This window comes from Rufibacter glacialis (assembly GCF_008271745.1).
Taxonomy (GTDB): Bacteria; Bacteroidota; Bacteroidia; order Cytophagales; family Hymenobacteraceae; genus Nibribacter; species Nibribacter glacialis.
The window spans coordinates 90,740-105,517 of record NZ_VKKZ01000024.1 but is presented as its reverse complement, the minus strand read 5'-3'; the positions used below and the strand labels follow the sequence as shown (position 1 = coordinate 105,517).

The following is a 14,778-nucleotide window of genomic DNA, read 5'->3' as shown; positions in this document are numbered from 1 at the left end:
AGGAAGCACTCTATATATTGGGTGTGGCAGCCCCATGCAGTGGTGCCTGCTATGTGGTACCTGTTGAATTTTTGATTCCTGACCTTGCTCCAGTTTCTGAACCCGGCGTGGTTGTGGGCGGCCACCAGCGTGGCAGTGCCTATTGCCATTCATTTATGGAATAAAAAGCCGCCTAAGACGGTGCAGGTAGGCAGCATCCGTTGGCTTCAACCGTCGGTGAGCCAGAAGATGAGCAGCTTCCGCCTGACGGCCCCCTGGCTGCTGCTGTTGCGGTGCCTTCTGCTGGTGTTGCTGGCCCTGGTACTGGCGGGGCCGGTTTGGCGCCACCAGGTGCCCGCCGTGCCTGACCAACGGGTGTACCTCCACCCTGAGCTACTACAGCCCCGCTACCTGCCGCAGATAGCCGCCACCGTAGATTCTTTGGCGCGAAAAGGCTGGCAGGTGCATCAATTACAGCCTAGTTTTCCCAAACTGCTCTTAAACGAGGAGACGTCTATCAGCAGCTTTCAGAAAACCGAGGCTTTTTCAGATTCTACCAATGCCTGGGCCATGCTGCGCGTGCTCAACCGAAGCCTGCCCGCCAACGCCCGCGCCTGGATCTTCAGCACCCACTTGCTGCGCCACCACCGCGGCGAATACCCTTCTTTGCGGGCGGGCCTCACCTGGGTTCCGGTCAGCGTACCTCAAACGAATCAATGGTTGCAGGAAGCCCATTACACGCCCTCGGGCCAACTCCTGCTGCGGCTAGGCCAAAGCGATGAGCAAAAAGTGACCTTTCTGGAGCGGAGAGTCCCCAAACCCGCCGCCGGGCAGTCCGTTTCCGTACCGGACGCTCCTGCCGTGCAACTCACCTCCCATGCCAACGCAGATTCCCTGACCCTATTGGGCGGTGCCCGAAACACCATAGTCTTGACCAAATCTCCGCTGCAGGTGCTGGTGCGGTACGCTCCCTCGCGGCAAGCCGATGTGCGGTACCTGCGGGCCGCCCTGCAAGCCGCCTTGGCTTTTAAGGGCGTCGCTTTTGCGCTCCAAGTATCACCTGAAACACAGCCTCTGCCTACTACCGCCCCCGCCTGGGTTTTCTGGTTAAGCTATGAACCTTTGGCACCTTTTCTGGCCCGTTTCCCTGAAAACACAGTAAAAACGCTGCAAGATGCCCCTGGCACCGCCCAAGTGCAGAAAACCAACAGCTGGCTGCAGATCCCCGGCATTACTGAACCCATTACGCTCCAGCAACGCACCGCTGCCCCGGAAAACCTTACAGCCAGCATGCTTTGGCAAGACGGTTTTGGCCGCCCGCTGCTCACCCAACACCAGGAGGCCGGAAAAACCCACTACCGGTTCTACAGCCGCTTTCACCCCTCCTGGAATGCCTTGCCCCAGAACGGCCATTTCCCGGAACTGCTTTTGCGCCTGCTCTTCCCGGAAAATCCTTCCTGGCGCACCCGTTTTGACACCCGGGCGTTGAGAAAAGACCTGGAAAGCCCCCAACCGTTTACCGGCCAAATCTCAGAAACCAGCCTTAAAACAGAAGAACTGCTGGATTTGAAATTGTGGCTGATAGGAGCCCTGGCGCTGTTGCTGGCGTTGGAGCGGTGGCTGGCAGGAAGAAAAGTAAGAAGCAAGGCATGATCATCTTTCAACATCGCGTACAAATCCAGTGAATAAACATAGCTTATGTCATTCTGAAAGGATCTTGTGAGCGAACTAGAAAGGCTTTGAGAAACGCTATTACCGTTCGCCCACAAGATCTTTCCAAGATGACAAAGGAGAAAAGGACGCTATGTTTCACCTAGACTTAATTCTTACATTTATATTTACTTACCTACTAGCTTAAGCTTTGCCCCACCTCACCTCCCATAGCACCTCACCCACTACCTTGCTAACACAGGTACGGGCGCAGTACCTTCGCCGGAAGGTGGGGCTGTTCGCGCTGCAGGAACTGGGCGTGGTAGCCCCCTTGCTGGTGTGGATGTACCGTGACTGGGGCGGGGTTGGGGGTGGAACTGCTGCCGTTCTGGTAATCCTGCTGACCACAGGCTTTCAGGCCATGCGATGGCGGGAACGGCAAAAGCGAACCGGCCTGCCCCAAATAGCCCGGCATCTGAACCGGAAGTTTCCGCAGTTGGAAGAAAGTACGGAACTGTTGCTACAGCCCGAAGAACAGCTGGCCTTGCTACCACAACTGCAACGCCAACGGGTGGCCTCGGTATTACCCCAGCTTCCGCTGAAGGAAGCCGTGGGCGAAAGCTTCAAAAGCGGCTGGATTCTGCTGAGCCTAGGCATAGCTTTAGCTGTCGGCCTCTGGTTTCTGCCCGATTTTACGCAAACCACGGAGAAAACCGCCACAACCACCCCCGGCACCTCAGCCAATGTACAGGAACCGGTAGCGCAACCCAAGACCATTCTGGCAGCCATAGAGCAATTGAACCTCCGCATCACGCCGCCGGGGTACACGCGCAAAGCCCCCTACGCCGTCACTACGCCCTCGTTCAAGGCTGAAGTCGGAGCCCAGGTAACCTGGACGGTGCAGACAAACCAAGCCGTGGCATCTTTCCAGTTAGTACTGGGCACCCAGAAACCTATGGCTTTGCGGCGGGTGGCGGGGCAGGAGAACACCTACACCGCCTCCCTCCCCCTCACCCAGGCCACCTTGTACCACCTGCGCCTGAACGGTCAGGCCTCCGACTTCTATTCCATAGAGGTCATTCCAGACGAGGCGCCTTCCATCAGCATCCAGAAACCCAAGCAATACACCGAGATCCTCTTCGGGGAGCCGCAGCGCGTGACGGTGCAGGCCACGCTGCGCGATGACTACGGCCTCCGCTCCGCGGATCTGGTGGCCACGGTGGCCAAAGGCGAAGGCGAAGCCGTCAAGTTCAGAGAGCAGCGCATCCCGCTCCGTCTTTCCTTCGCCGGGCAGCCCCGCCAGGTACAGTTGAACCAGACGCTGAACCTGCAGGCCCTGGGCATGACCTACGGCGATGAGCTCTACTTTTACCTGCAAACCCAGGACAACTACCGCGGCTACACCCGCACAGAGGCTTTTCTGGTAGAGATCGAAGACACCACTGTGGTGGAAACCATGGACGACCTTTCCCTGGGCGTGAATCCCAACCCCGAGTATTTCCGGAGCCAGCGCCAGATCATCATAGACACCGAAAAACTGCTCCAGGAACAGAAAAGCCTTTCCCCCACGGTTTTCCGGGAGCGGGCGAACAACATTGGGGTAGACCAAAAACTGCTGCGCCTGCGCTACGGCAAGTTCCTGGGCGAAGAGTTTGAATCCGCCATCGGCAAGAACGCCCTGCCCCCGGAACTAGCCGAAGGCCACACCCACGACGACGGCCACGACCACTCCATCCCCGCCAAGGGAGGCACGGAGCACGAAGCCAAGATGGACGAACTGCTGGATCCCTACCTGCACAAACACGACCAGGAAGAGGCGGCCACCTTCTTTGAGCCCGCCATCAAAGCCCAGCTCAAAGGTGCCCTGGCGCAGATGTGGGAGGCGGAACTGCGGCTGCGCACCGCCCGCCCCAAAGAAGCCTTGCCCTTTGAGTACAAAGCTTTGCGCCTACTCAAAGACGTGCAACAGAAGTCGCGGGTGTACGTGAAGAAATCAGGGTTTGAGCCGCCACCCCTCAAAGAACCCGAGAAACGCCTCTCAGGTGATCTCAGCAAAGTACAGACGGTACAGGCCCAACGGCAGGTAAAACCCCAGGAGACAGCCACCGGCGCCCGGCAAGCACTGCCCCGCGTGGCACAGTTAAGACAAGGCGCCACGCCTTCCGCCGCCGATGCCGCGTTGCTGGAACGGGCCGGACAAGAGTTAGGCGCGGCTGCCGTGCGGAAACCCGGCGCGTACCTACGGGCCCTGCAAGACATCCGGCAACTCACCCAGGCCATCAGGGCCCAACGTCCCCTTTGCCTGGACTGCCTCACGCGCGTAGAAGCTGCTTTGCACCGTTTTCTGCCCGTTTCCACCAAAACGCCGCAGAAACCGGTTTCTTCCGGCGGCCCCAAAAAACTGGCGCAGGACTATTTTAACCGGCTCAACTAACCATGGCGCTTCCTTTGCCTTTTCTTCTGGTTTCTGCGGCCCTGCTGGGTGCCTGGTGCACGTGGCTGGCTCTGCGTCGCCCAGACCGCTGCCGGTTGGTTTCGCGCCTGCTGGTTACCTGGGGCGTGGTGGCCTGCCTGGTGCTGCTGTTGTCCCCGCCCAACATCACCCGCACGTACAATGCCACCGAGGCCATCCTCCTTACCCCGGGCTACAGCCCCGACACCCTGCAGGCGCTGTTGAATAAACTTCGGCCCCGGCCCCAGGTGTTCTCTTTTGGCCAAAACGCGCCTAAAACCCAAGCGGTAGCAGACCTGGGCACCTTTCAGCGGGAGAACCCGGCGGTAAAGAGGGTGCACGTATTGGGCCACGGCCTCTCGGCCGAAGAACTGAATGCACTTGCTGGCCTCCGTATGGTGCCCCACCTTAGCCCCGTACCCAACGGGGTATTGGCGGCTTCATGGCCCCAGGATATCACCTTGGGTGAGGAGGTGCAGGTACAGGGTAGATTCTCTGGCGCTACAGACCAAAACATAACGGTGTACTTACAGGCAGCTGGCCGGCCCCGCGATTCCGTGGTAGTAAAGAAGGGGCAGGAGCAGGCATTTTCGCTCAGGTTCACCCCAAAGGCGACGGGCCAGTTTGTGTACGCGCTACAGTGGAAAGACGCGCAGGATTCCCTTCACCAGGAAGTCCTTCCCCTCACTGTGAAAACCCCTCGGAAGCTGAGCCTGCTTTTGCTTTCCTCGGCGCCGTCTTTTGAAGGCAAATTCCTGAAGAACGCCCTGGCCCAGCAGGGGCATAGCGTGGCCATCCAGAACCAGGTGAGCAAAGGCATTTACCAAACAGAATTGGTTAATTTACCCGCCCTGGCGTTGAACCGGCTCACCCCTGGCTTACTGCAGAAGTTTGATGTGGTTCTGCTGGATGAGGCTACCCTGCAAAGCCTGGGCGCTGCCGAGAAGGGAGCGCTGCAACAGGCCGTCCGGACGCAGGGCCTGGGGGTACTGACCACCGTTTCACAGAAAGCGCCCAAACCAAGTTCTTTTTTCCTGGAAGGAGATTTCAGGGCAATTCAGGGAAAGCAGGCCCAAATAGGGGCGGTGCAATGGCCAAAGCAGGCAGGCCCTACGGCAATGCTGCCGTTGCCCCACCTGCTGCTGCACCCAAAAGAAGGACAAGAAGCTTTGGCCTGGCACCAGAACCCCAGACAGACGCTGGCCCTGCGGTACCGCAAAGGGATGGGGCAGGTAGGCATCAGCCTGGTAACGGAGACGTTTCCTTTGGCCTTGGAAGGGAAAGAAACCTTGTATCAGCAGTATTGGGCCACTTTGTTAACCGCCCTGGCCAAACCGGGACCTAGCTCCCCGGTGAGTTTTAGTACTACGCCTGTCCCCTTTCAGGTAGGCCAGCCGCTCCCGTTCCAATTAAGTGTTCCGGGTTCGGACGCGGTACTTGTTTCAGCTACCAGAAACGGCCAGGAGGCAGCGGTATATGGCGTGCAGGACGAACAGGAAGGCGCTTCTTTTCAGGGACAAGCCTGGCCCCAGACGGCCGGGTGGCATACCTTGCGGGTAAACGAAAAGGTGCAAGCCCCGGTGTACGTGCATGCGGCCTCGGCCTGGCAGACGCTGCACGTGCAGGAACGGCAGAAGGCGCTTCTTCGGGCCGAGGCCCTAAAGCCCACCGTAGCTCATTCGCAGAAAACAGAGAAGGAGGAGCCGCTTTCTTTGTGGCCCATAGGAGCCGTGTTGTTAGTCCTACTCGCATATTTGTGGGTGGAGGAAAAGCTGTAGAGCGGCTGGTAGGATTTCTGGCAACAGTTTAAGGCAGGGCACTACGGTTTTAACGCTTTGTGAACCTGTTCTTCACGCTTTGTCAGCTGCTCTCCCTGTTCAGGCAAAGCTGATCCATTCCCTGCTACCTCTGGTTCCATCTATCTCTGGTTTCCACTACTATCTCTGGTTCCCACTGTTACTGGTTCCCACTACTACCTATAAATTCAGCCACTATCTCTGGTTCAAGTTTCCAACTTGGACTTAACCTTTCCGGGAGTTTGGAACTCCCGTGAAGCTTTCACCTCGCATTCTAGTCACGCCACAAAACAAAGTATACCCTAGATGAAAGCAGCCCTGCCCGTTTAGAGCCTGTTTTCCCAAAACTGGCTCTAAACAGCCTTAGCGCCAGATCCATCTATCCCAACTTTTTTTCAGAAAGAGATGGCGCGGCATTCAATAGCATGGTGTGGCATTCACCTGTAACCCAAATTCTCTTTCTGCGAAAGCCAACTTAGCCAACGCGATGAGCCCGGAAGGATTTTGCACCTCTTCTGCAAAAGGAGCCTATAAACCGCTAAAGAAAAATAACCGAACCTACTTGATGATCTTGAACTCGGTGCGGCGGTTTATCTGATGGTCTTGCTCTGAACAGGGCACGCCGTCTTTGCAGCGGTTCAACAGCTTGGTTTCGCCGTAGCCTTTGTCTACCACCCGCTTGGCATCAATGCCCTGGGAGATGATGTATTTGACGGCGCTGGCGGCCCGAAGCTGGGACAGCATGAGGTTGTATTTGTGGCTTTCGCGGCTATCTGTGTGCGAACTCAATTCAATCCGGATGGTGGGGTTGTCGCGCAGCATGCCTACTACCTTGTCCAGTTCGGCAATAGACTCTGGGCGCAGCGTGTGCTTGTCCAGGTCATAGTAGATGTTCTCCAGCACAATGGGTTGGTTGGGCGTATCGCGGTCCAGCACCATCTCAATCTGGATGGTATCAGTGACTTTACGGCAGTCGGGCATGACGTGGAACGTACGGGTGAGGTAGCCTTTCTTGCTTCCCCGGATGGAGTAGGTCTGGTTCGCGTTCACGGCGAAGAAGAAGCGGCCGCTGGCGTCGGTTTCCAGTTGCAGGGGCTTGGAGGCATCCCCGTTCACAATCACTTCCAGCTTCACTTCGCCCACCGGCATCTGGCGGGCCCGCCCGTTGCGGTTAGGCACCCGCACATACGTTACCCCCGCCAGGTTGCACGGAATCTCGGTGGGTTTGAAGCGGTAGATGTTGTCTGACCCGGTATCGCCCTCACGGTTAGAGGACAGGTAGCCGCTTTTGCCGTCTGTTTCATAAATCAGCCCGAAATCATCGCGCGGCGAGTTGAACGGGTAGTACAGGTTCTCCACGTTACTCCAGGAAGCGCGGCTCCCTTCGGCGGAGAAAAGATCCAGGCCGCCCATGCCCATGTGTCCGTCTGAGGAAAAATACAAGGTACCGTCGGCGTGCACCACGGGGAACACCTCTTTGCCGCTGGTATTAACGGTGGGGCCGGCGTTCACGGGGGTAGACCAGGCGCCGTTGGCTTGGCGCTCGGTGAAGTAGATGTCGGTTTGGCCGTGGCCGCCGGGCATGTCAGAGACAAAGTAAAGTACCTTTCCATCAGGCGAAAGCGCTGGGTGCCCCACGGAATAAGATTCACCCCGGTTGAACGGGAACGCTTTCACGTCCTGCCACTTCCCTTTGGAGAAGGTGGCGCTGTAGATCTCCAGGCGGTTGATGAACTCGTCGTTCTTAGAGTAGCGCTGCCAGTTGTTCTCGGTGAGGAGTTCATCGGGCAGTACCCGGTTCTTCACCCGTTTGGTGCGCGTGAAGAAGATTTCGTTGAAGTCGGGCGCGAAGGTGGCAATGGCGTTGTGGAACTGCGTGTTGATGGCTTTCTCCAGGGGCTTGATGTTGCCCCAGGAGTTGGCCCCTTTCCGCTCAGCGGAGTACAGTTGCAGGAAGGGCGTGCCAGTCCAGCCGTACACTTTCTGGTCGGCCCCGTTCTGGCTGCGGCCGCGGTCAGAGGAGAACACCAGGCCATCACGGTAGAAAACCGGGCTAAAATCAGCGAAAGAAGTATTGAGCGCACTGTCGGCCACCACGTCTATGCCCAGCGGACGGTCTATCCAACTCAGGGCCAGGTCACAGGCCTTGGCTAATTTAAGGGCCTCTTCGCGCCGGGCGGGCACGTGTTCGGCAAAAAGGAGGTAATGCTGCTTGGCAGTGGCGTACTCGCCGTTCTGGCGACAGGCATTGGCATAATAGTAAAGGTTGACCGGCGCAGCACCCGGGAAGCCTAGGGCCTGCCGGTACCAGAACTGGGCCGAGCCGGGCTGGTTGATGAGCCGGTAGCAATGCGCAATGCGCTCGGTGATATGGAGGGTAGGCTGCTCTTTCTCCAGAAGCTTCTTGTATTCTTCCAGCGCCAGGGCGTAATCAAAGTTATTGTACTGCTTGTCTGCCTTGGAGGTATTGGCCTGCGCCAGGGTGGCAGAAGGGGCTCCCCAACGGACGATGATCAGCAGCAGTAAAAGGTAAAAAATCTTCACAATTCTGTTCTTGCACTAGTTGGAGGGTGATGGGGCGCTTGTTTCAGGCCGGTTTTGCTGAAAACAGCCCCAAATCAAGGGGCGCTAATCCTTCAGCAAGTAGGTCAAAAATACCTTGGCGTTAACATTCTGCCATACTTCTTTTTCAAAAAATTGACGCCCAGTGAAATCTCATGGCTGGAGTAATGGCGCAATTGGTTCAGGGAGAAGTCATAGGAATAGCCAATACGCATGAGCGGAGAGGGGTGCAGTTCCACCAAGAGGGCGAGGGCATTGCCCAGGCGGGTGGAAGTAGCGAACTCCCGGTTGTTGAAGATATGCAGCGTGGTACGATAAGAGGTGCCCACCCAGAACTGCTCATTGAACAGCAAAAAAGCGTTCAAGTCCAGGGCCGCAGGGCCGTTGAAATCCTCTTTGAGCAACGCGCTGGGCCTGAACTTCATTTTTTGCCCCAAGTCAAACACCCCACCGGAGGTAAGGAACAGATGCGGCTTGGGATCAGTGGGCAGGCCATCACGGAAGAAGACCACGTTCCCCAGCGACACGCCGGCATAGAACCTGGTGCTGTAGAGGTAAGTGCCCACCCGGGCAGAAGGTTTCACCGCCCTTTCTATGCCCTGCGGAATAGCCAGGTCGTTCGGCTCATCTGGCCTCAGCTTGGTGCCGTCTAAGGTCTGCTGGGTAGCACCCAAAGAGATGCCCACGGCCAACCGGGTAGAATGACTCAGGCTGATGCGTACCGCCGAATTGAGGGACACCTCGGTGAACCGCTGCGCACCCAACCGGTCATTGGAGATGATGACCCCGCCGGCCAGCTTCCGGTTCAGGTTGCCGTCAAAGCTCAGGGTCTGGCTCTGGGGAGCTCCTTCAAAGCCTGCCCATTGGCTCCTGTGCGAACCTACCACACTGGAAAACCCTCTGCTGCCCGCGTAGGCAGGGTTCAAAAGCAGGCCGTTGAACATGTACTGCGTGAACTGGGGATCTTGTTGGGCAAAGCTCACCTGCGGCAGCGCCAAAGAGCCCGCTATCAAGACCAGGAAAGCTACTACTGCGTTTTTCATTCTCCTCATCTCTCCTTAGCGCATAATGGTGATGTAACCTTTGTGTGTTACCTCCTGACCTTCGCAGAGGCGCACCTTGAGCACGTAATAATAGGTTCCGTCGGCCAGGCCGCCGCCGTCCCAGGTGTTGCGGTACCCCTTCATGCGGTACACTTCACTGCCCCACCGGTTCAGGATCACCAGGTCATTTTCTGGGTATTCCAGCAGGTTGCGCACGGTCCAGGTGTCATTCTGGCGGTCATTGTTGGGCGAGAAAACGTTGGGCAGGTGCAGTTCAGACGCCAGGTACTTAGGGGTGATGTCAACCGAGGCAGAGGTAGTGGAACAGGTGCCGTTGTTGGCTTCTACCACAATTCTGGCGGAGGAATTTGGCGCGTTGGCCGGGCCCTGCACCATCACTCGGTGTGAACCCTGGCCCGCGGTGATCGTCCAGCCAGGCGTGTCTGACACGAGGCTCCACTTGTAAGAAACCCCGGCCACCGTCGGCACCGAGAACTGGTTCCCCACGCAGGCTGAGCTTTCATCCAGAATCACCGGAGGCACGCCCAGCGCAGGCGCTACCGTCACGGGTAAAGTGGCGTTGGCACTGCTTCCGCAGCCATTCACCCCTTTCACACTTACCACGCCGGTTCCGGCCTGGGTGCTGACCACAATACGGGTGGTTCCCTGGCCCCTGATGATTTTCCAACCGGCAGGCACCGTCCACTCATAGGTCACTGCCCCGGCCACCTGAGACACGGTGTAAGTGCGTTCTTCAGCCGAGGCGCAATAAGCGGTAGGGCCCGTGATGACGCCTGGGTTCAGGGTACCGGCCTCACTAGAGGCTACCGTCAGGCTTTTCACCACACTTACCCCGCAGCTATTCTGCGCCACTACGGTGACAGTACCACCGCTAGTTGTGGGAAGGACCGTTATGGTAGGGGAGTTCTGCCCTGAGACCAGATTCCAGCCCGCTGGCACCGACCATAAAAACTGCGTGGCACCTGTGCTGTTGATGCTAAAGGTAACACTGCCGGCATTGGCGCAGACCATGGCGCTTCCTATGATGTTCCCGTTGATCACCGGCGCTCCCACGCTAGGAACCACCGCCACGGCCCGGCTTTCACTTTGCCCGCACCCGTTCTTGGCTACCACACTGATTTGCCCCGGCTGGTTGCCAGCGGTAACGGTAAGCGTGGTGCCGCCCTGGCCCGACTCTATTTTCCAGCCAGCCGGTACAGACCATTCATACGAAGTAGCTCCGTTTACCCCGTCTATTTTAAAAACCAGCCCTTTTTGACCGGTACAAGGCGTCAAGGCGGCGGCATTCACATGAATTGGGTTGGGCCGCAAAGGCAGCTCTGCTTGTACCTGCACGTGCAGGGTGCTTGGGGAAGAAGTTACTCCGCAGCCATTTACACCAATCACGCTCACCAGACCGGCGGTAGCCCCCGGAAGCACGGTAATAGAATGGGTCCCATGTCCTGACTCAATTCGCCAACCGGCAGGTACCGACCAGGTATACGTATTCACGCTGGCATCTGCGGGTACCTGGTAGGTCACTCTTGAGGTAGTACAGGTCACGGATTGCCCCGTGATGGCACCTAGTACCAAGGGAGAGTTGTCTGAAATAGTAACCGGTAAGGAGGCGCTGGCGCTGGTTCCGCACGCGTTGGTGGCTACCAAAGAAACCGTGCCCGCCCCTGTTCCTGGCTTCACCCGAAGGGTGGTGCCATTTTGGCCTTCCAGGATTTGCCAGCCCGCCGGAACACTCCAGGTATAGTGGGTGGCACCCGGAACGTTGGGAACCGTGTAGGTAATGGGTTCCCCGGAAGAACAGGCGGCTTTGGCGCCAGAAATGCTAAAAGGTGCCGTACTGAGCGGTTGCGAGACGGTTACTAAGGTAGAGTCTGCGCGGGCACCGCAGTCATTAGAGGCTACCACTTTCACATAGCCTCCCGTTGCCCCCGGCCGCACATTGATTGCCTTTGTGCCATGGCCAGTAAGGATCTCCCAACCCGCCGGAAGGTGCCAGGTGTACGCCGTGGCACCGGTCACTTCGGCCACTGAATAGGTACGGGACGTGGGGGAAGCACAGAAAGCCTGTTCTCCTGATACCGGGCCCACAGCGGCCGGGGCCGAGGTGGAGATACGCACCGCCAGCACAGAGGCCGCACTGGTTCCGCAGGCATTCCTGGCCTGCACCTTGATTTCCCCTGCTGTAGCCCCAACCAGAACAACTACCGCATTGGAGCCCTGTCCGCGCACAATAGCCCAGCCTTCCGGCACTGACCACGTGAAACTGTTGCCTCCTGCTTCAGGCACCCGGTAGGTCACTTCCCCTGCTGAGGCACACAACGTAGCCGGCCCAGCGATTTGCCCGGCAGTGGTTGGAATAGATGCGGAAACGGCTACTGCCAACGTACGGATATCACTCTGCCCGCAACCGTTTACCGCTGAGACTGTGATGTTTCCACCGGTACTGCCCGCTGTCACCTTGATCTCAGGAGTGCCCTGGCCTTTGACAATGTTCCAGCCGGCCGGCACCTGCCAGTTAAAAGTAGAAGCGGCATTAGATGAGATGATGCTGTAGGTAAGGTCTTGCGTAGAGGCGCACACGGCTCCCTCTCCCTGAATGGTTCCTGCCAAGGCCGGCACACTGCCCGTTGGCCAAACGGCTAAACTGGTGGGGGCACTCATGCCGCACTGGTTGCTGGCCGTCACCGTCACCTGGCCTGAGGCGGTGCTGGCAGTCACGACCATCGTGCTAGAGCCTTGCTCTGAAATCATTGTCCAGCCGGTGGGCAAGGACCAGGTATAGGTAACACCTGCTACAGGATTGGGAACTGAATAGGTTTGTCGTGCGCCAATACAAGGCACGGTTTCCCCGGCAATGGCCGCCGGTGCTACCGGAGCCGCCTGGGCGGGAGTAACCGGTAAAACCCTGGCCGTAGTGCTACCGCAACCGTTGCTCGCCGTCACTGAAATCTCACCGGCCGCTGCGCCAGCTTTTACTCTGATGGAGGGTTCTCCCTGCCCAGAGACAATGGTCCAGCCGGCGGGAACCGTCCAAGTATAGCCGGTAGTGTTGGCCACGGGGACAACCGAATACACCAATCCTTCTTGCCCGCTGCACGGCGCACTCAGCCCACTCACGATCCCCGGCATCACGGGCGGCCCCGAGTTAACCGATACATTCAGGACAAGGGGGGCAGCCTGACCGCAGGCATTGGATGCTACTACTTTCACTTCTCCGCCGGAGCCTGCCCGCACTTCAATGGTGCGGGAACCGTGGCCTGACAGGATTTGCCAGTCGGCGGGGACGGTCCAGACAAAGGTGGTGGCTTCTTCCATCCCTCGCAGGGAATAGGTGTGGCTGGCGGTGGAAGAACAGAGGGCGGTTTCTCCGAGAATGGTTCCTACAGTAGGCGCCGCAGCGGAAATTCCTACCGGCAGCGTGGTAGCCATGCTGATGCCGCAACTGTTCTGGGCTTTCACGGTGATCTGTCCGGGGGTGGTGCCTGACCGCACTACTACGGTGGCCGAACCCTGGCCTCTTTCAATAGCCCAACCGGTGGGCACTACCCAGGTGTAGCTGGTGGCAAAGGGCACTGCGGCAATCTGGTAGGTGTTCCCCGTGGAATTGGCACACACCTGTTCTGGGCCCGAGATGGACTCCGGGCGCTGCGGCGCGGCAGGAGAAAGGTCTACCTTGATTTTGGCACTGGCGCTCTTCCCGCAGCCATTCTCGGCGGTTACTTTCACGTCTCCTCCCCAGAGGCCGGCATTTACCGTCACGGTAGGGGAGTTATGTCCCTTCACAATGGTCCACCCCAAGGGCAGATCCCAGGTATAGGAGACGGCACTGGCAATAGCAGGAATGGAAAAGATGATATCGCGTTGGCCCACACAGACGTCTGAAGGCCCGGTGATCGCCGAAGGCATGGGAGGGGGAAAGGAAACGGTACTCACATCCAGGACAGACTCCGGCCCTTCGCCGCAGGCGTTCACGGCCCTGACAGAGATGGTGCCGTTGGCCTCAGCAGCGCCGGTGGAAACCGTGATGACGTTGGTGTCTTCCCCGGAGGTGATGGTCCAGCCCGGCGGCAGGGTCCAGGTGTATTTACGGGTTCCCAGCAAGGGCGCAATGCGGTAGACGTTTCCGGTGGTATTTACGCAAAGGGAGGTTAAACCGGTAATGGGCCCGGGCTGCGACGGCGTGGCACAGATAGAGCCCTCTGCGGTGTTATTCAGAATGTTGGGGTCTCTGCCGTTGCCGGTCACGGTGACAATACTGGAAGAGAACTCTGGTTTAAGGATACTGCCTTTCACCACCATGGTGGCGGTGCTGCCGCTGGCAAATTCGTCTATGACCCATTCCCGGCGCAGCAGATCAAACAATGAACCGGTGGAAGTAACCGCACTCAGAAGCTGGATACCGGAGGTGGTCTCAAAGTTCAGCACCACGTTGGTTTCATCATGCGGGCCCAGGTTCTTGAGGGTAACGGTATAGGTCACCACTAAACCCACCCGGTAAGGACCAGAGCTAGCCTCGTACTTCACTTCCAGATCAGAGGTGTTCGTGCCGGTGCGCAATTCCCCCACCTGGGTATTGGAAAGGGCTACTTTGCCCGCTTTGGTCAAGAGTTTGCCTTCTACCTGGGCCTCTTTTCCGGCGGAGATATTGCCCGCGGCCACCACTGTTCCCGCCAGGGAGCTTTTGGCCCCTACCTGCACGTTACCGGCTACCTGCCAGAATACATTCCTGGCCCTGATGCCCTGCCGAAGCGCTACCGCCACCGAAGGATCAAGGGTTAAATCTCCTTCCACCTGAAATATGAAGACGCCCCCGGGGAATTTGCTTCCCATGAGTTCCATGGTCTTTTTAAGGTGGGCATTGCCTTTTACCCGGTACACACCCGGCAACAGCTGGGCACCCGACAAACCTTCGCCCGTTAGGGTGGCCGTTGGCTTTTGGCCCTTCAGTTCCTGGTACACCCGCTCCACCTCGGCCCATGACTCCTGCGCCGTGGCCGCCGAGGGCAGGATCCGTTTGCCCACCTTGCTGCCGCCCTTGCTCTCATACCCTGCCCCACCGGCTACGGACACGCCCTGCAAGGCCTTCAAAACAGGCGCCACCTGACCAAAAGACCCAGACCAGAAAAACAGAAAGAATAAGAGTAGTAGTAACCGTATTTTCATGCACTCTCCCCCAAGTTCACTTAACCACTTCTTGGAGTATTAATCCAATTGTAACTAATTGATATATATTGTAATAAATAGTATACATATTATGATATAACCTTACTTACACCCA

Annotated in this window: 6 protein-coding genes; 3 read left to right on the top strand and 3 right to left on the bottom strand. The window is 57.8% G+C overall.

Annotation, left to right across the window (positions count from 1 at the left end):
• Window positions 1–84: 84 nt before the first annotated feature.
• From FOE74_RS18195 to FOE74_RS18185, 3 genes are all read left to right on the top strand, one after another.
• Complete coding sequence (locus tag FOE74_RS18195) at window positions 85–1,632, top strand: BatA domain-containing protein (protein ID WP_188686965.1); 1,548 nt, start codon at window positions 85–87, stop codon at window positions 1,630–1,632.
• A gap of 208 nt (window positions 1,633–1,840) precedes the next feature.
• A complete protein-coding gene (locus FOE74_RS18190; protein ID WP_149100063.1) occupies window positions 1,841–4,063 on the top strand; it encodes a DUF4175 family protein in 2,223 nt (740 codons plus the stop codon).
• A gap of 2 nt (window positions 4,064–4,065) precedes the next feature.
• Window positions 4,066–5,859, top strand: coding sequence for a hypothetical protein (locus FOE74_RS18185; protein ID WP_149100062.1), 1,794 nt, complete (start codon window positions 4,066–4,068; stop codon window positions 5,857–5,859).
• A 576-nt stretch (window positions 5,860–6,435) separates the two neighbouring features.
• On the opposite strand, the gene FOE74_RS18180 is transcribed toward FOE74_RS18185, so the two are convergent.
• The 3 genes from FOE74_RS18180 to FOE74_RS18170 form a co-directional block, all read right to left on the bottom strand.
• Window positions 6,436–8,421: an OmpA family protein gene (locus FOE74_RS18180; RefSeq protein WP_225840878.1), complete on the bottom strand. Its 1,986-nt coding sequence runs from the start codon at window positions 8,419–8,421 to the stop codon at window positions 6,436–6,438.
• Window positions 8,422–8,525: 104 nt separating this feature from the next.
• Window positions 8,526–9,482 carry a PorP/SprF family type IX secretion system membrane protein gene (locus FOE74_RS18175; RefSeq protein ID WP_188686962.1) on the bottom strand — a complete coding sequence of 319 codons (957 nt, stop codon included), beginning with the start codon at window positions 9,480–9,482 and terminating at the stop codon, window positions 8,526–8,528.
• Window positions 9,483–9,497: 15 nt separating this feature from the next.
• Window positions 9,498–14,663: an ice-binding family protein gene (locus FOE74_RS18170; RefSeq protein WP_149100060.1), complete on the bottom strand. Its 5,166-nt coding sequence runs from the start codon at window positions 14,661–14,663 to the stop codon at window positions 9,498–9,500.
• Window positions 14,664–14,778 lie beyond the last annotated feature (115 nt).

Bases quoted from the DNA above. Each gene is read 5' to 3' on its own strand.
- FOE74_RS18185 (WP_149100062.1), top strand. From the start codon at position 4,066: ATGGCGCTTCCTTTGCCTTTTCTTCTGGTTTCTGCGGCCCTGCTGGGT.
- FOE74_RS18175 (WP_188686962.1), bottom strand. From the start codon at position 9,482: ATGAAAAACGCAGTAGTAGCTTTCCTGGTCTTGATAGCGGGCTCTTTG.
- FOE74_RS18170 (WP_149100060.1), bottom strand. From the start codon at position 14,663: ATGAAAATACGGTTACTACTACTCTTATTCTTTCTGTTTTTCTGGTCT.